Consider the following 17,203-nt stretch of genomic DNA (forward strand, 5'->3'; position numbering starts at 1 on the left):
TCTCTTTCTCGCTACAGATGGAGTGAGATCCCAGCTTTCGCTGGGATGACGATATCAAACATCCCAACCAGGATCTTCGCATGAAAACCCCCACCACAGCCGCTCCCGACATCGTCACCTTGAAGCGCGCGCTGCTGTCGGTGTCCGACAAGAGCGGGCTCGTCGAACTGGGCCGGGCTCTGGCCGGGTGGGGGGTCGAACTCGTTTCGACCGGCGGCACCGCCAAGGCGCTGCGGGACGCCGGCCTGGAGGTGAAGGACGTGTCCGACATCACCGGTTTTCCCGAGATGATGGATGGCCGCGTCAAGACCCTTCATCCGATGGTTCATGGCGGACTGCTCAGCGTGCGCGACGATCCCGAGCACGCCCGTGCGATGGCCGAGCACGGCATCGGCGCGATCGACCTGGTGGTGGTCAACCTCTATCCCTTCGCGCAGACGGTGGCCAAGGGCGCCGGGCGCGACGAGATCATCGAGAATATCGACATAGGCGGCCCGTCCATGGTGCGCTCTGCGGCCAAGAACCATGCCTATGTCACGATCGCGACCGATCCCGCCGACTATGCGGAAATCATTGCGAGCGGCGGCACGGTCAGCTTCGACATGCGCAAGCGTTTCGCTGCCAAGGCCTTCGCCGCGACTGCGACCTATGACGCCATGATCTCCTCCTGGTTCGCGCATGCCGATCAGGGCCAGTTCTTCCCCGACACGCTGTCGGTGCCAGTCCGCAAGGCGGAAGAGCTGCGTTACGGCGAGAACCCGCACCAGCAGGCCGCGCTCTATGTTCCGGTCGGCCCGGGCGCGCGCGGCATCGCCCAGGCAACCCAGGTCCAGGGCAAGGCGCTCAGCTACAATAACTACAACGATGCCGACGCCGCGCTCGAGCTGGTGAGCGAGTTTCGCGACGGACCGCCAACGGTGGTGATCGTCAAGCACGCCAACCCGTGCGGCGTTGCCACCGGCGAGACGCTCATCGAAGCCTATGAGGCTGCGCTGGCTTGCGACAGCGTGTCGGCCTTCGGCGGCATCATCGCGGTCAACCGGCCGCTGGACGGCAAGACTGCCGAAGCGATCAGCGGCATCTTTACCGAGGTGGTCGCAGCACCCGACGCCGATCAGGACGCCAGGGCGGTGTTCGCCAAGAAGAAGAATCTCCGGCTGTTGCTGACCGGCGAGCTTCCCGATCCCGCGCGCCCTGGGCTTGCGATGAAGACCATCGCTGGCGGTATGTTGTTCCAGTCGCGCGACAATGGCCGGATCGCCGAAGCGGATCTCAAGGTCGTTACGAAGCGGGAACCCAGCGCGCAGGAGCTCAAGGATTGCCTGTTCGCCTGGACGGTCGCCAAGCATGTAAAGTCCAACGCCATCGTCTACGCCAAGGACGGCTCGACCGCAGGCGTGGGAGCCGGCCAGATGAACCGCCTCGAATCCGCCCGCATTGCCGCCTGGAAGGCGAAGGACGCCGCCGACAAGGCGGGATGGCGCGAACCGCGGACCATTGGCTCTGCGGTCGCCTCCGACGCATTCTTCCCTTTCGCGGACGGCTTGCTGGCGGCAGTGGACGCGGGCGCCACGGCCGTCATCCAGCCCGGCGGGTCGATCCGTGATGCCGAGGTGATCGCCGCCGCGGACGAGGCTGGGCTGGCAATGGTCTTCACCGGGATGCGCCACTTCCGGCATTGACCCGGGCGACGCCGCCTGCCTTTAGGAGAGGGCAGGGAGCGTTGGACATGGCCGAGGACTATAGCGAAGCGAACCAGCGCCAAGGGACGTTCGGGCCGCTGCGTGAGCCGCTGTTCCGCCGGATCTGGACCGCCAGCCTGTTTTCAAACTTCGGCACGCTGATCCAAGGCGTAGGCGCCGCCTGGGCGATGACGCAGCTGACGGGACGGGCGGATATGGTTGCGCTGGTACAGTCGGCCACCTTCGCTCCGTTGATGCTGATCTCTCTTCCCTCGGGGGCGATCGCAGACAGCTATGATCGCCGCAAGATCGCGCTGGTCGCGCTCGGCATCGCCTTTCTCGGTGCGATCGGTCTAAGCCTGGTGACCGTCCTGGGACTTCTCACGCCGGGCTTGCTGCTGCTGTTCTGCTTCATCGTCGGCACGGGCACGGCTCTGCTGTCGCCGGCGTGGCAGGCTTCCGTCGGCGAGCAGGTGCCGCCTAGTGCGCTTCCCCAGGCTATCACGCTCAACTCGATCAGCTATAATATCGCGCGCAGCTTCGGTCCGGCCATTGGCGGGCTGCTGGTGGCGATCGCCGGGGTCCTGGCGGCTTTCGTGTTCAACGCGCTTGCCTATCTTCCCATGATCATCGTGATGTTTTTGTGGCGGCGGCCGCCGGAAACATCGCGGCTGCCACCCGAAGCGCTGGGACGCGCCATCATTTCCGGCGTGCGGTTCGCGATCCATTCTCCGCCGATCCGGACGGTGTTTCTGCGGACCTTGATGGTCGGCATGATCGGTGCGTCGATCTCCGCCCTGATGCCGCTCGTCAGCCGCGAACTGCTCCGCGGCGGCGCATCGTTATACGGGATATTGCTCGGCTGCTTCGGTATCGGCGCGGTGCTGGGCGCGCTGGTGATGGCGCGGGTCAAGGATCGGCTGAGCGAGGAACAGACCGCCGCGGCCTGCCTCGTTCTCGTCGGGCTGTGCATGTTTGGAATCGGGCTCAGCCGCGATCGCCTGATGACTGGCCTGCTGCTGCTCGGCGCCGGGGCCGGGTGGATGATCCTGATGGCGATCAGCAACATCAGCATTCAGGTGTCGTCGCCGCGCTGGGTTACCGCGAGAGCGCTCGCGGCCTTTAGCACTGCCATCTGCGCCGGCCTCTCGATCGGTGGCTGGGTCTGGGGCCATGTCGCAGCCGATCATGGTACCGGTTTTGCGATGATGTTGTCCGGTAGCACGATGATCCTTTCGGCTACCGTGGGGCTGGTGCTGCGGATGCCGGAAATCGAGGAGCAGCGCGATCCCGATCTCGTTCCGAGCGAGCCGGACGTCCAATTGGAGGTCAGCGGCCGCAGCGGGCCGGTCATATTGACCATCGAATACCGAGTTCGCGCCGATCGCGCGCGCGCATTCTATACGGCGATGCTCGACATGGAGCCGATCCGGCATCGCACCGGTGCCTATGCATGGTCGCTGTCGCGGGACGTCGGCGATCCGGAACTGTGGATCGAGCGCTATCACATCCCGACCTGGCATGATTATCTGCGTCAACGCAGCCGCCTTACCGCCGCGGATGTCGCCCTCTGGGACCGCGCCCTTGCCTTCCACGAGGGGGGAGAGGTGACCATCCGCCGGATGCTGGAGCGGCCTTATGGCTCGGTTCGCTGGAGCGAGGATGTGCCTGACCGGGGCATATTGCTGCCGCTCCCACCTCAGGGCAGCTAGCCCTAGACACTCGGCGTAGTTTCAGGCGCTCAGGCTTGCTTCAGGCGGAACAGCATGCGGTCTTCGCTGGTGAAGCCGAAGCGCCAGATCACGATGCCGAAGGTCAGCAGGATCGCGGGGATGCCCAGCGAAAGCTCGAGCCATTCGGGGAGGTGCGTCGCGAGAGTTCCGGTGATGCCGGCCGCCAGGGCAGCCCAGATCAGCGGCCAGCGCCAGCCCGAGACCGGGGCCTGCAGCAGGAATGAGAGCAGCCGCGCCTTCATGATCGAGGCGATTCCCAATGCTATGGCCAGCGCTATCGCCGGCCCGGCCGCCTGCCAGAGCGGCGGCACGCCGAGTTCGTCCCGCAAGATCAGCACGATGGCGAAGCTGAGCATGATCTGGATGCCGATCATGCCGATCGAGATCCACAGGTTGAGGTGGCGCGCGACATAGATCAGCGCGGCTTCGGACACCGCCGCGGTCGCCGCCACCACTTCGGCGAGCAGCAGGAAGGCGAGAGCGCCCGTTCCCCCGACGAAGTTGGGGCCGACGAGGCCCATGACGCCCTCGCCCGGAATACCGAGCGCCAGCCCGATCGCCGCCTGTGCCGCGATGATCCAGAAGCCGACCTGTGCGACCTGTTTCGCGACTGCCTGGCGGTTGCCGGTCTCCAGATTGCGGGTGATCACCGGCCCGAGGATGGGATCGAAGCTCGTCTTGAGCTTTTGCGGCAGCGACGCGACCTGTTGCGCGACATAATAGATGCCGACGATCGCCGGGGAGAAGAACAGCCCCAGGATCGCGATGTCGAGGCGGCGCGATCCCCATTCTATGGCGTCGGCGGCGGCCAGCGGGACGTTGCGCCGGGCAAGCGAGAACAGCGATGCGGGGCGGGGACGCCAGCCGCGCGGCCGGCCGAAACTTTTCAGCAGCGGCCAGATCGAGGCGACCAGCGCTGCCGCCATAGAGATGACATAGGCGATGATCAAACCATCGCGGAGCGAGTAGAAGGCCAATGCGAAGGCGGCGATGCTGATCGTCCATGGCTCGATGACCGACCGCGCACGCACGGTGGCGGCGATGTCCAGGCGATAGGCCAGCGCCGCGAGCGAGATATCCGACCAGGCGAGCGCGAATATCGTCAGCGGCAGCAGCCATTCCAGGCCGTTGATGCCGCTATTGGGGAACATGAGTTCAGGCAGCGTGCCGAGCACCGTCGCGGCGATGGCCGAAGCGACCGCCGCAACGAGCAACGCGTCCCATACGACATGGACATGGGGCCGATCGGTCGCCGAGAGTTGCGCCGCCAGGCCGCGCTTCAGGCCGAGCGTGGCGAGCGTCGCAACGAATTCGACGATGATCACGGCATAGGCAAAGCGGCCGAGAGCGTCGGCGCCGTACCAGCGTCCGGCGATGAACAGGAAGGGCAGGCGCGCGGCCAGGCGCAGCAGGAAGCCGAAGAAATTCGTCCGGCCGCCCTTCGCCAGGGCCTTGATGTCGTCGCCTGCCTCCGGCGGCTCAGGAACTGGCGTCAATGCGCCGCGCCCCAGCTTTGGCCGGTGCCGATCTCCACGCCGAGCGGAACCGACAAGGTGACCAGAGGCTCCGCAGCCCTGGCCATGACGTCGTGGATCACTGCCGACGCGGCCTCGGCCTGGTCGGGCGCGAGTTCGAACACCAGTTCGTCGTGGACCTGCAGCAGCATCTTGACGTCGCCCAACCCGGCAGCCGCGAGTGCGGGATTCATTCGGATCATCGCCCGCTTGATGATGTCGGCGGAGGTGCCCTGGATCGGCGCGTTGATCGCCTGGCGCTCGGCCGACTGCCGTTCGCCCTGTTTGGCGCTGCGGATCCACGGCAAATGAGTCTTGCGGCCGAACAGGGTCGTCACGAAGCCCTGTTCGCGAACTTGGCCCAGCGTGGCCGCGATATAGTGGTTGATGCCGGGGAAGCGGGCAAAATAGCGGTCGATCATTCCCTGCGCTTCCTCGCGCGAGACTTCGAGCCGGCCAGCCAAGCCCCAGGCCGATATGCCGTAGAGGATCGAGAAATTTATCGTCTTTGCGCGAGCGCGGGTGTCGCGGTTGACCTCGCCGAACACCTCCTGCGCGGTCAGCGAGTGGATGTCGTCGCCGTTGGCGAACGCTTCCTTGAGCGCCGGGACATCGGCCATATGGGCGGCGAGGCGCAATTCGATCTGCGAATAGTCGGCCGACAGGATGATCTTGCCGGGCTCGGCGACGAAGGCGTCGCGGATCCGCCGGCCGTGGTCGGTCCGGATGGGGATGTTCTGCAGATTGGGATCGGTCGAGGAGAGCCGGCCGGTCTGCGCCACCGCCATCGAGAAGCAGGTATGGACGCGGCCGGTCCGGGGATTGATCTGGCTCTGCAGGGCATCGGTATAGGTCGACTTGAGCTTGGTGATCTGGCGCCAGTCGAGCACCAGTCGGGCGATCGCCACATTGTCGCCGGCAAGCCGTTCGAGCTCGGTGACGTCGGTTGAATAGACCCCCGTCTTTCCCTTGCGGCCGCCCTTCAGGCCCATCTTGTCGAACAATATGTCGCCGAGCTGCTTGGGGCTGCCGACTGTGAACGGCGTACCCGCCTCGGCGTGGATAAGCGCCTCCAGACGAGCGGCTTCGCCCGCGAACTCGTGCGACAGCCGTGCCAGTTCCTCGCGGTCGACCCGAATCCCGGCCATTTCCATGTCGGCGAGAACCGGCACCAGCGGTCGATCGACCAATTCGTAGACGCGCGTTGCGGCTTCGGCGGCGAGGCGACCCTTGAGCCGCTGCCACAGCCGGAAGGTAACGTCGGCGTCTTCGGCGGCATATTCGGTGGCGGTGTCGAGCATCACCTTGTCAAAGCTGATCTGCGCCTTGCCGGTACCGCAGACCGTCTTGAACTCGATGCAGGCATGTTCGAAGTGGCGCCTGGCGAGTTCGTCCATGCCATGACCGCCGAGCCCGGCGTCTAGATCGTAGGAAAGCAGCATCGTATCGTCATAGGGCCCTACCCGGATACCGTTCCGCGCGAGCACGACCATGTCATATTTAATATTCTGGCCGATCTTGAGGATATCGGGCGCCTCCAGCAGCGGCTTCAGCTTGGCCAGTGCCAGCGCCAGCGGCAATTGCTTTGGCGTTTCCGACAACAGCCCGTCGCCGACATGCGCGAGCGGGATATAGCAGGCTTTGCCCGGCGCGATCGCCAGGCTGACACCGACCAGCCCGGCGCGTACCGGGTCCACCGAATCGGTTTCGGTATCGACAGCGACTCGTCCACAGGAAAAAGCGTCGGCAATCCAGCGGTCTAGATCTGCTTCTTCGACAACCGTCTCATAGTCCTTGTGATTGAACGGTATATTCTCGACCACCGGCGCGGGCTTCTCCTCCGGCCCGGGCGCCAGCGCGAGCATGGTCGGACCGCCATTGGGAAGCGTGGCCGGGCCATTGCCGCCGCCGACCTTGGCGAGCAGCGACTTGAAACCCTGGTCTTCCAGGAAGGCGCGCAACGGCTCGGGCGGCAGGCCCTTCAGCTCCAGGCCATCGAGCGGCTCCGGCAATGGCGAGTCGCATTTCAGTCGCACCAGCTCGCGCGACAGCCGCGCATTGTCGGCATGGTCGATCAGCGACTGCTTGAGCTTCGGCTTCTTGATCTGGTCGGTGCTGGCGAGCACCGTCTCGAGATCGCCGAACTGGCGGATGAGCTCGCTCGCCGTCTTGGGTCCGATGCCCGGAACGCCGGGAACATTGTCGACGCTGTCGCCCATCAGCGCGAGCACGTCGCCCAGCGCCTCCGGCTCCACGCCGAACTTTTCCAGAACATGCTCGCGGCCCAGCCGGCGGTTGTTCATCGTGTCGAGCAGGTCCAGCCCCGGCCGGATCAGCTGCATCAGATCCTTGTCGGACGAGACGATGGTCACCTGCCAGCCTGCCGCCATCGCGGCTTCGGAATAGCAGGCGATGATGTCGTCGGCCTCGAGCCCGATCTCTTCGATGCAGGGCACCGAAAAGGCCCGGACCGCGTCGCGGATCAACGGAAACTGCGGGACGAGATCCTCGGGCGGTGGCGGGCGGTGCGCCTTGTACAGGTCGTACATGTCGTTGCGAAAGGTTTTGGACGACGCGTCGAGAATCACGGCAAGATGCGTGGGACCGTCGGCATGGTGCAGCTCATTGATCAGCTTCCACAACATCGTGGTGAAGCCATAGACTGCTCCGGCAGGGATACCGTGACGGTTGGTGAGCGGCGGCAGGCGATGATAGGCGCGGAAAATATAGCCCGAACCGTCGACCAGATAGAGATGCTTGGATGACATGGGACGGGTGGATAGCAGGCGTCGGGGCAGGGGGAAACCGGTGTAGCGCGGACATTGCACGATATCGCCGCCGGCCCGGCCAGCCTTTGTCCGCGGGCGCGAATCTACTATCGTCCGCGCAGGACAAGGGGGATGCCTTGAGCCGCACTCTGTTGCTCGCCTTCGGCGCTGCCGCCTATCTCATTTTGTCGAAGCGCTACGCGCGTCCACCGGAAGCGTGATTCAGCCTGAACCGATCAAGGTCTGGGTCAGCGCAGGCGGCCGAGGCGCGGCTCCTTGTCGATTTCGCCCATCTCCATGATCTTGGCGCGCAATTCCGCGCGCTTCTCGTGGATCGAGGCGATGACCGGGCCCATGGCGATGCCGAGATCGACCAGCACCGCTTCCGACAGCTGTAGCGAGGATTCGAGGGTCTCCGGCACCGCATCGGTGGCGCCTGCCCGATATAGCTCGGCCGCGTGGTTCGGGTCTCGCGCACGGGCGACGATGGTCAGGCCGGGATGGTGTTCGCGGGCATAACGGGTGATGCGCACCACCTGGACCGGATCGTCCATCGTCAGGACCAGCGCGGTAGCTTTCGAAAGGTCGAGCAGCTCGATCATCCCCGGCCGGGCGATGTCGCCATACATGATCTCATAGCCGCGCCGCCGCGCGCTGATGACCGCATCGATGTCGGCATCGACGGCAAGATAGTTCTGGCCATGGGCATCGAGCATCTGCGCGACGAGCCGGCCCACACGGCCGAAACCGGCGATGATCGCCCGCCCCTGGGCGGTGGCCGGGATCTTGGCGTCGGACTTGTGCTCGCCTTCGTCGAACTTGCGCGCGATATCGTGGCCGACCTTTGCGAGGATAGGCGTGATGGTCAACCCGATCGCGGTGACCACCTGCCAGAACGCGGCGGTATCCGCGCCGATCAGCCGCGCCTGCGCGGCCGTCCCCAGCACGATCAGCGTGGTTTCCGAGGGTGAGGACATCAGCAGGCCGGTCTCGGCCGAAACCGCGCGCTTCGCGCCCCAGAAGCGCAGCAGCAGCGCCGTCAGAAGTGCCTTGGCTACCACCACGGCGATAACGGCGAGAGCGAGTTCGTGCCAATTTTCCAGGAGCATCGCCGGATCGAGCGACATTCCCACCGTGATCAGGAAGACGCCCAGCGCGAGCCCTTTGAACGGCGCGATCACCAGCTCGACTTCGGCATGATAGTCGGTTTCGGCGATGAGCAGCCCCGCGATCAGTGCGCCGACGATCGGCGATAGCCCGGCTGCGGTCGTCGCGATGCTCGCCAGGATCACGACCAGCAGGCTAGCCGACAGGAACAACTCGGGATTCTTGGCGCGGGCGGCCTGTGCGAACAGCTTGGGGAGCAGATAGCGGCCGCCGATCATCATCGCGCCGATCACCAGCGCACCGAGGCCCAATGTCCGGAGCAGGCCATCCCAGCCGGCATTGTCGCCATAAGGCGCCAGTGCGCCGAGGATGAAGATGATCGGCACCAGCGCCAGATCCTCGAACAGCAGGATTGCGAAGGCGCGTTTGCCGACGGCGCCGGTCGTGCCGACCATCGGCAGCACCAGCGCAGTCGACGACAGCGCGAGCGCGAGGCCGAGCCCCAGCGCGCCGCCCGGCCGTTCGCCGAAGAGCAGCAGACCGCCGCCGATGATCAGTGCCGACAATATGAGCTTCGACGAGCCAAGCCCAAATACCGCGCGCCGCATCCCCCATAATCGGCGGAAACTCAGCTCCAGTCCGATCGAGAACAGCAGCAGGATGATGCCGAATTCGGCGAAGGGTTCGATCGCATGCGGATCGCTGATCGTGACGAAATACAGCCAGGGGAAATCGGCAATCAGATGGCCAAGCGCGTTCGGCCCGATCAGCGCACCGACCAGGATGAATCCGATAACAGGGGTGATCCGAAACCGGGTAAAAGCCGGAATTACGAGCCCGGCGGTGCCGAGGATGACAAGCGTGTCGCTGAAGGCTGCCGAGGTGAGTGAAAAAGCCATGGCGGGATAGTGGCGGCAATGGCGTATAAATGCCACCCGGCGGGAGGGGATAACTGATCAGTGACACACAAAGCATTGGTGATCGCCGGCGGAGGGCCTGCCGGGATGATGGCGGGGCTGCTGTTCGCACGGGCGGGCATCGAAACGCTGGTGCTGGAGAAGCATGGCGATTTCCTGCGCGACTTTCGCGGCGACACCGTTCACCCGTCGACCGTCGCCCTGTTCGATGAACTCGGTCTCGCCGACGCGTTGCTGGCCCGGCCGCATGATCGGGTGACCGCGATCAAGGCGCGCGTCGGCGGAAGCGAATATGGCGTTGCCGATCTGCGCCACCTGCCGGTGCGTCACAAATTCATGATGATGATGCCGCAGTGGGAGTTTCTCGATTTCGTTCGTGACGAGGCAAGCCGATGGCCCGGTTTCTCGCTGCGCATGGACGCCGAGGTGGCCGGCCTTGTCGAGCAGGCGGGCAGGGTGACCGGCGTTCGCCTGGCCGATGCCACGACCATCGCGGCCGATCTGGTCATTGCCGCCGATGGGCGCGGCTCCGTGCTGCGGGAGGCCGCGCAACTGCCGCGAGAGGATCTCGGCGCTCCGATCGACGTGTTCTGGTTTCGAGTGCCCAAGCCGCGGACACCGGAGAATCGCACGGCCGGCCAGTTTGCGCCGGGCACCGTGATCGCGATGATTGATCGCGGCGATTATTGGCAATGCGCTTTCGTGTTCGCCAAGGGCGGCGCCGAGCGGATCCGCAGCGAAGGTATCGCCGCATTCAAGGCAAGGGTGGCCGGCACTGTGCCGGGGATAGCGAATGGCCTGGAAGCGATCAGCTCATGGGACGATGTGAAGCTGCTGTCGGTATCGCTCAATCGGCTGAAGCGGTGGCACCGTCCCGGCCTGCTGGCGATCGGCGATGCGGCACATGCGATGTCCCCCGTCGGCGGGGTCGGCATCAACCTGGCAATACAGGATGCGGTCGCCGCGGCGAACATTCTGGCGGCGCCGTTGGCGCGGGGCGAGGCTGTCGATCGGCTGCTCGCCAGCGTACAGGACCGTCGCTTCTTTCCGGTGCGGGTCATCCAGGCGATGCAGCGCGCCGTTCATGCCAATGTGCTCGGGCCGACGCTCGGCGCTACCGTGCAGATGGAAGCGCCGTTCGCGCTCAGGATGCTGGATCGCTTTCCGGTGCTGCAGCGTATCCCGGCGCGGATCGTCGGCCTCGGTGTGAGGCGCGAGCATATCCGCTCGCCGGTCAGTACATCCTCCGAGAATAGCGGGATCTCAGGGGGTTAGGGGATCATCTTCCAAGCCGTCATCCTGGCCCTTCAACTGCCTGCAAAGCAGGGGCTCAGGATAACTTCAGCCAAAGGCTGAGGGCCGGAATCCCAGGAGATAAGGGTGCACCCCGCCATCATGAGATTCCGGCCTCCGCCGGAATGACGATCTTCATCGAATGGCTGAGCTTATGCCCAACTGGCCATTTCCTTTTCGAGGTTGACGCGGATTTCCTCGAAGAACTGCTCGGTGGTCATCCAGGGCTGATCCGGACCGATCAGGATCGCGAGATCCTTGGTCATGCCGCCCTTCTCGACGGTTTCGATGCATATCCGCTCGAGCGTTTCGGCGAACCTGATGACGTCCGGGGTATCGTCGAACTTGCCGCGGAACATCAGGCCCTGGGTCCAGGCGAAGATCGAGGCGATCGGATTGGTCGAGGTCTGCTTGCCCTGCTGGTGCATGCGGTAATGGCGAGTGACGGTGCCGTGCGCGGCCTCGGCCTCGATCGTCTTGCCGTCGGGCGACATCAGCACCGAGGTCATAAGCCCAAGCGATCCGAAGCCCTGCGCGACCGTGTCCGACTGGACGTCGCCGTCGTAATTCTTGCAGGCCCACACGAACTTTCCGCTCCATTTGAGCGCCGAGGCGACCATGTCGTCGATCAGACGATGCTCATAGACGATGTTGCGTGCCTTGAACTTGGCGGCGAATTCGGCGTCGAAGACTTCCTGAAACAGATCCTTGAAGCGGCCGTCATAGGCCTTGAGGATCGTGTTCTTGGTCGACAGGTAGAGCGGCCATCCGCGGTCGAGCGCATAGTTCATGCTCGCACGGGCGAAATCGCGGATCGAATCATCGAGGTTGTACATGCCCATCGCGACGCCTGCGGACGGGTAATCGAACACTTCATGCTCGATCTTCTCGCCATTTTCGCCTTCCCAGATCATCCGCAGCTTGCCCGGGCCGGGCACGCGGAAGTCGGTGGCGCGATACTGATCGCCGAAGGCGTGGCGGCCGACCACGATCGGATCGGTCCAACCCGGCACCAGCCTGGGCACGTTCTTGATCACGATCGGTTCGCGGAAGACTACGCCGCCGAGGATGTTGCGGATGGTGCCGTTCGGCGACTTCCACATCTTCTTGAGCTTGAACTCTTCGACGCGGGCCTCATCGGGCGTGATCGTCGCGCATTTTACGCCAACGCCATATTGCTGGATCGCCTTGGCGCTATCGATGGTGATCTGGTCACCGGTCTCGTCACGCTTCTCGACCGAGAGGTCATAATATTTGAGGTCGATATCGAGATAAGGGAGGATCAGGCGCTCGCGAATCCACTGCCAGATGATGCGGGTCATCTCGTCGCCGTCGAGTTCGACGATCGGGGTCTTCACCTTGATCTTCGCCATGCTTTTCTGTCTCCGGGGAGGAATATTGCGGCCGTCCCTATGCTACGAAATCGGTGGGATCAACCGTTCGGGCATGGTTTTCTTGACGTTCCGGGAGGCCTTGGCGGAACCCCGCTGCGGCGGCAACGATTGTCAGCCCCGCCCCTCGGCCCTAGGAAGGTGCGATGACTTCAATCGATAAGCCCGATATTGGAACCACTTCGGTCAAGTGGCGCTGGCCCAGCGTTCATCCCGAAGGCCGCAAATTCGTCCTCATCTCCGCGGTGATCGCGCTGATCTTCGCGTTGCTCGCCTGGGAGACGCTCGCCTGGCCGATGGCAGGCATCACCGTCTGGGTGGCCGCGTTCTTCCGCGATCCTGTCCGCAGCACGCCGACTGGCGAGGGGCTGGTGATCGCGCCGGCCGATGGCCTCGTTACGATGATCACCATCGTCCCGCCGCCGCGCGAGATGGCCGGCGAGGACGGGCTTGGCGATGCGCCGATGACCCGCGTCTCGATCTTCATGTCGGTGTTCGACGTCCATATCAATCGCACGCCGATCCCCGGCACGATCCGCAAGGTGGCCTATATCGCCGGGAGCTTCCTCAACGCCGATCTTGACAAGGCGAGCGAGGAGAATGAGCGCCAGCATATATTGGTCGAGGGCGCTGACGGCACCCGGATCGGCTTCACCCAGATCGCCGGGCTGGTGGCGCGGCGCATCGTACCGTTCGTCAAGGCCGGCGATATCGTCGGGCTTGGCCAGCGCGTCGGCCTGATCCGCTTCGGAAGCCGGGTGGACGTCTATCTGCCTGCTGGAACCGGGCATCGCGTCGCGCTGGGCCAGCGCACCATCGCCGGCGAAACCGTCATCGCCAGGATCGGCGAGCCCGAGCGGACTGTCGGCGCGGCGCAATGACAAGGGCGTCACGGGCGAAGGGGCGGAACTGATGCGCGGTCGTCGCCAGAATATAAGGCGGGGCATACCCGCGCGGGCGGTGGCGCCCAACGCCGTGACGGCGCTGGCGCTGTGCTCTGGACTCACCGGTGTGCGCTTCGCCCTTGCCGGGGACTGGGAACGCGCGCTGTTCGCCATCCTGATCGCCGGCATATTGGATGGGCTCGACGGGCGCATCGCCCGCCTGCTCAAGGGTGAAAGCCGCTTCGGCGCGGAGCTCGACTCGCTCTCGGACGTCATTGCGTTCGGGGTGTCGCCGGCGATCATCATGTTCCTGTGGTCGCTCAACGCGATTCCGCGCTTCGGCTGGATCTTCGCGTTGGGCTATGCGGTGTGCGCGGCGCTCAGGCTTGCGCGCTTCAACGCTTCGATCGACAGCGCCGAACATCCGCGCAAGGCAGCGGGCTTCCTGACCGGCGTTCCGGCGCCCACCGGTGCCGGCATGATGCTGGTGCCGGTGGCGATGTGGCTGTGGAGCGGGCTCGACGTCTTCCGCGATCCCTATTTCATCTGCGGCTGGTCATCGCTCATCGGCTTCCTGATGATCTCGGACCTGGCGACCTATAGCTGGTCGTCGCTCCACATCTCACGCGCCTGGCGCTTGCCGGCACTGTTGCTGGTCGCAATGGCCGGAGCGGCCCTGTTCACGGCGCCCTGGCATACCCTCAGTTTCCTGATGCTGTTCTACCTGAGCACCATACCATTTAGCGTGATCGCCTATAGCCGCATCAGGCGGCAGCGCGGAGCGCCTTTGGACCAGCCGGCGCCGCCTGGAATATGACGCGCACGCGTCGCTCGCCGGTGGAGCGCAGCGGCGGTACAGGCGCCGGGGCGATGCCGAGGGCACGAAGAATATGGGCCATCTCCGCCTGGACGGTGGCGACGATCGCCGCGATCGAAACCAGCAGGACCGTGCTGAACAACGCGAAGGAAAGAAGCTGAAGCATCATGTTCGTCCTTTGTCGTCCGTTTCCTTCGAACCGGGGGATAGCCGAAAGCGCCTGAAACGGTGTGCCGTTCCACATGTTCATGATTTGTTCTATCGTGTCAAGCCTTGATTTTGCGTGTCGGCTCGCATAAAGGCGCGGGCATTCCACATGTGGGGCACATAATCCGGTGCCGGGTTTCCCGGTTACCGCTCCACAGAGGTTCAACCGGGTAAGGAGAAAATCCTATGGCGGCTCCCACCGTCTCCATGCAGGCATTGCTCGATGCCGGCGCACATTTCGGTCACCAGACTCACCGCTGGAATCCGAAGATGAAGCCGTATCTCTTCGGAGACCGCAACGGTGTTCACATCATCGATCTCTCGCAGACCGTGCCGCTGTTCGCACGCGCGCTCGAATTCGTCGCCCAGACCGTCCAGAATGGCGGCAAGGTTTTGTTCGTCGGCACCAAGCGTCAGGCGCAGGAGCCGATCGCAGAAGCAGCGCGCCGTTCGGGCCAGCATTATGTCAACCATCGCTGGCTTGGCGGCATGCTCACCAACTGGAAGACCATCTCGATGTCGATCAAGCGCTTCAAGGCGCTCGAGGAGCAGCTGTCGGGCGACACCCATGGCCTGACCAAGAAGGAAGTCCTCCAACTCACCCGTGAGCGCGACAAGTTCGAGCTTTCGCTTGGCGGCATCCGCGACATGGGCGGCATTCCGGACGTAATGTTCGTGATCGACGCCAACAAGGAAGAGCTGGCGATCAAGGAAGCGAACACGCTCGGCATCCCGGTCGTCGCGATCCTGGATTCGAACGTCAGCCCGGACGGCATCGCCTTCCCGGTGCCGGCCAATGACGACGCCGCTCGCGCGATTCGCCTTTACTGCGAGTCGATTGCCGAAGCGGCGACCCGTGGCGGCAACGACGCGCGCCAGTCGCGCGGCGAAGACTTCGGCGCTGCTGCCGAGCCACCCGTCGAGCAGGCTCTGGCGAACTGATCCGGCACGGCCTGCTGGGCCGCTGTCATGAACATGTCTCGGCTCAAGCCGAGAACGCGCGGGGGTAGGGGTGGCAACGCTCCTTCCCCCGTCCCGTAAGCAAGAAGGAAGAGAATATGGCGGAGATCACCGCTGCTGCCGTGAAGGACCTGCGCGAAAAGTCGGGTGCCGGCATGATGGACTGCAAGAAGGCGCTGACCGAGAACAACGGCGACATGGACGCCGCGATCGACTGGCTCCGCACCAAGGGCCTCGCTACCGCTGCCAAGAAGTCGAGCCGCACTGCGGCCGAGGGTCTGGTCGGCGTGGCCGTCGAAGGTACCCGTGGCGCTGCCGTAGAGGTCAATTCGGAAACCGATTTCGTCGCCAAGAACGAGCAGTTCCAGGACTTCGTCCGCACCGTTTCGAAGCTTGCGCTGGCCACCGGTGAGGAGGTCGCGGCGCTCGGCGCGGCGGGCTATCCCGGCGGCGGCAGCGTCAGCGAGAAGCTGACCTCGAACATCGCCACCATCGGCGAGAACCAGACGCTGCGCCGTGCGAAGATCGTCGAAGTGTCTAAGGGCGCAGTCGTGTCCTACATGCACAACGCGGTATCGCCGGGCCTGGGCAAGATCGGCGTGCTCGTCGCGCTCGAGGGCGATGCCCCGGTCGACGCGATGGAAGCCCTGGGCAAGCAGATCGCGATGCACATCGCCGCCGCTTTCCCGCATGCGCTGACCGAGGACGGACTGGACCCGGCCGTGATCGAGCGTGAGCGCGCGATCGCTGCCGAGAAGGCCGCCGAATCGGGCAAGCCGGCCGAGATCGTGGAAAAGATGGTCCAGGGCGCGGTCGCCAAGTTCCGCAAGGAAAATGCGCTGCTCAGCCAGGTCTTCGTGATCGACAACAAGACCCCGATCGCACAGGTCGTGGCCAATGCGGCGAAAGCCGCCGGCGGCTCGATCACGCTCAAGGATTATGTCCGCTTCCAGCTCGGTGAAGGCATCGAGAAGGAAACCAGCGACTTCGCCGCGGAAGTCGCCGCAGCGGCCAAGGGCTGACCCTCTCCAGCGAGGCCCGCCTTCCTGCTTTTCAAGCCGGAGGGCGGGCCTTTTTGTCTTGGATGAGCCGCTTTCCGAGTCGGCGGATGTCATCCTCCGCCTTGAAAGCGCGCTGGCGCTTGGCAGGCTTGTAAGCTGCCCCTAAGGTGCCCATCGCTTCCTGTAACGCATGAGATCCCAACCTATGGACCGACCACGCTTCAACCGTATCCTGCTGAAGCTGTCGGGCGAGGTGTTGATGGGGCAGGGGAACTTCGGCATCGATCCCGATACCGTCGCCCGCGTCGCCAGAGAGATCGCCGATGTCGCCGCGAATTACGAACTCTGTCTCGTCGTCGGCGGCGGCAATATCTTTCGCGGGCTGGCGGCTGCCGCAAAGGGTTTCGACCGGACCAGCGCCGATTATATGGGCATGCTCGCCACGGTGATGAACGCGCTGGCGGTGCAGAATGCGCTCGAGCAGATCGGCGTCGATACCCGGGTCCAGTCGGCGATACCGATGAGCACGGTGTGTGAACCGTTCATCCGCCGCCGCGCCGAACGGCACCTCCAGAAGGGCCGGATCGTCATATTCGCCGCCGGCACCGGCAATCCCTATTTCACCACCGACAGCGCCGCAGCGCTGCGCGCCGCCGAAATGGGCTGCGATGCCCTGATCAAGGGCACTTCGGTCGATGGCGTCTATGACGCAGATCCGAAGAAGGTCGCGACCGCCAAGCGGTACGACACGGTGACCTTCGATCGCGTCCTTGCCGACAATCTGAAAGTGATGGATGCAAGCGCCGTCGCGCTGTGCCGCGACAACAACATTCCGATCGTGGTATTCAACATCCGCGAGCAGGGCAATCTGGCCAAGGTGCTTGCTGGTTCGGGCACCGCCACGATCGTCCAGAACCAGGAGAGGTAAA

13 protein-coding genes are annotated in these 17,203 nt (G+C 64.4%); 8 read left to right on the forward strand and 5 right to left on the reverse strand.

The features are described 5' to 3' along the window. Window positions 1-80: 80 nt before the first annotated feature. Together purH and AC1DQK_RS00940 are read left to right on the forward strand one after the other, a co-directional pair. A complete protein-coding gene (gene purH / locus AC1DQK_RS00935) occupies window positions 81-1,682 on the forward strand; it encodes a bifunctional phosphoribosylaminoimidazolecarboxamide formyltransferase/IMP cyclohydrolase (protein WP_477866432.1) in 1,602 nt (533 codons plus the stop codon). Window positions 1,683-1,729: 47 nt separating this feature from the next. Continuing rightward, window positions 1,730-3,394: an MFS transporter gene (locus AC1DQK_RS00940; protein WP_477866434.1), complete on the forward strand. Its 1,665-nt coding sequence runs from the start codon at window positions 1,730-1,732 to the stop codon at window positions 3,392-3,394. A 29-nt stretch (window positions 3,395-3,423) separates the two neighbouring features. Here AC1DQK_RS00940 and AC1DQK_RS00945 read toward each other — a convergent pair whose 3' ends face one another. The 3 genes from AC1DQK_RS00945 to AC1DQK_RS00955 all read right to left on the reverse strand — a co-directional run bounded on the left by AC1DQK_RS00945 (window position 3,424) and on the right by AC1DQK_RS00955 (window position 9,703). After that, window positions 3,424-4,911: a lipopolysaccharide biosynthesis protein gene (locus AC1DQK_RS00945; protein ID WP_477866436.1), complete on the reverse strand. Its 1,488-nt coding sequence runs from the start codon at window positions 4,909-4,911 to the stop codon at window positions 3,424-3,426. Then, window positions 4,908-7,697, reverse strand: coding sequence for a DNA polymerase I (gene polA, locus AC1DQK_RS00950; protein ID WP_477866438.1), 2,790 nt, complete (start codon window positions 7,695-7,697; stop codon window positions 4,908-4,910). Before polA ends, AC1DQK_RS00945 begins: the two co-directional genes overlap by 4 nt. Before the next feature lie 248 nt (window positions 7,698-7,945). Beyond that, complete coding sequence (locus AC1DQK_RS00955; protein ID WP_477866440.1) at window positions 7,946-9,703, reverse strand: cation:proton antiporter domain-containing protein; 1,758 nt, start codon at window positions 9,701-9,703, stop codon at window positions 7,946-7,948. Between the two features lie 60 nt (window positions 9,704-9,763). Here AC1DQK_RS00955 and AC1DQK_RS00960 point away from each other — a divergent pair, with 60 nt between their 5' ends. Continuing rightward, the gene (locus AC1DQK_RS00960) at window positions 9,764-10,996 is read left to right on the forward strand and encodes an FAD-dependent oxidoreductase (protein ID WP_477866442.1); all 1,233 of its coding nucleotides are present in this window, start codon (window positions 9,764-9,766) and stop codon (window positions 10,994-10,996) included. 170 nt (window positions 10,997-11,166) lie between these two features. On the opposite strand, the gene AC1DQK_RS00965 is transcribed toward AC1DQK_RS00960, so the two are convergent. After that, window positions 11,167-12,387, reverse strand: a complete 1,221-nt coding sequence (locus AC1DQK_RS00965; RefSeq protein ID WP_477866444.1) for an NADP-dependent isocitrate dehydrogenase — start codon at window positions 12,385-12,387, stop codon at window positions 11,167-11,169. A gap of 164 nt (window positions 12,388-12,551) precedes the next feature. On the opposite strand from AC1DQK_RS00965, the gene AC1DQK_RS00970 reads away from it, so the two are divergent. Both AC1DQK_RS00970 and AC1DQK_RS00975 read left to right on the forward strand, forming a co-directional pair. Beyond that, the gene (locus AC1DQK_RS00970; RefSeq protein ID WP_477866446.1) at window positions 12,552-13,286 is read left to right on the forward strand and encodes a phosphatidylserine decarboxylase; all 735 of its coding nucleotides are present in this window, start codon (window positions 12,552-12,554) and stop codon (window positions 13,284-13,286) included. Window positions 13,287-13,317: 31 nt separating this feature from the next. Next, the gene (locus AC1DQK_RS00975; RefSeq protein ID WP_477866448.1) at window positions 13,318-14,106 is read left to right on the forward strand and encodes a CDP-alcohol phosphatidyltransferase family protein; all 789 of its coding nucleotides are present in this window, start codon (window positions 13,318-13,320) and stop codon (window positions 14,104-14,106) included. Here AC1DQK_RS00975 and AC1DQK_RS00980 read toward each other — a convergent pair. After that, window positions 14,054-14,275 carry a hypothetical protein gene (locus AC1DQK_RS00980; protein ID WP_477866450.1) on the reverse strand — a complete coding sequence of 74 codons (222 nt, stop codon included), beginning with the start codon at window positions 14,273-14,275 and terminating at the stop codon, window positions 14,054-14,056. The genes AC1DQK_RS00975 and AC1DQK_RS00980 overlap by 53 nt on opposite strands. Before the next feature lie 224 nt (window positions 14,276-14,499). Here AC1DQK_RS00980 and rpsB point away from each other — a divergent pair, with 224 nt between their 5' ends. From rpsB to pyrH, 3 genes are all read left to right on the forward strand, one after another. After that, window positions 14,500-15,255 carry a 30S ribosomal protein S2 gene (gene rpsB, locus AC1DQK_RS00985; RefSeq protein WP_340315899.1) on the forward strand — a complete coding sequence of 252 codons (756 nt, stop codon included), beginning with the start codon at window positions 14,500-14,502 and terminating at the stop codon, window positions 15,253-15,255. Between the two features lie 116 nt (window positions 15,256-15,371). Continuing rightward, a complete protein-coding gene (gene tsf / locus AC1DQK_RS00990) occupies window positions 15,372-16,295 on the forward strand; it encodes a translation elongation factor Ts (protein ID WP_477866452.1) in 924 nt (307 codons plus the stop codon). Between the two features lie 184 nt (window positions 16,296-16,479). Continuing rightward, a complete protein-coding gene (gene pyrH / locus AC1DQK_RS00995) occupies window positions 16,480-17,202 on the forward strand; it encodes a UMP kinase (protein WP_477866454.1) in 723 nt (240 codons plus the stop codon). The last annotated feature ends 1 nt before the right edge of the window (window position 17,203 follow it).

Source organism: Rhizorhabdus sp. P4_G5 (assembly GCF_056401065.1).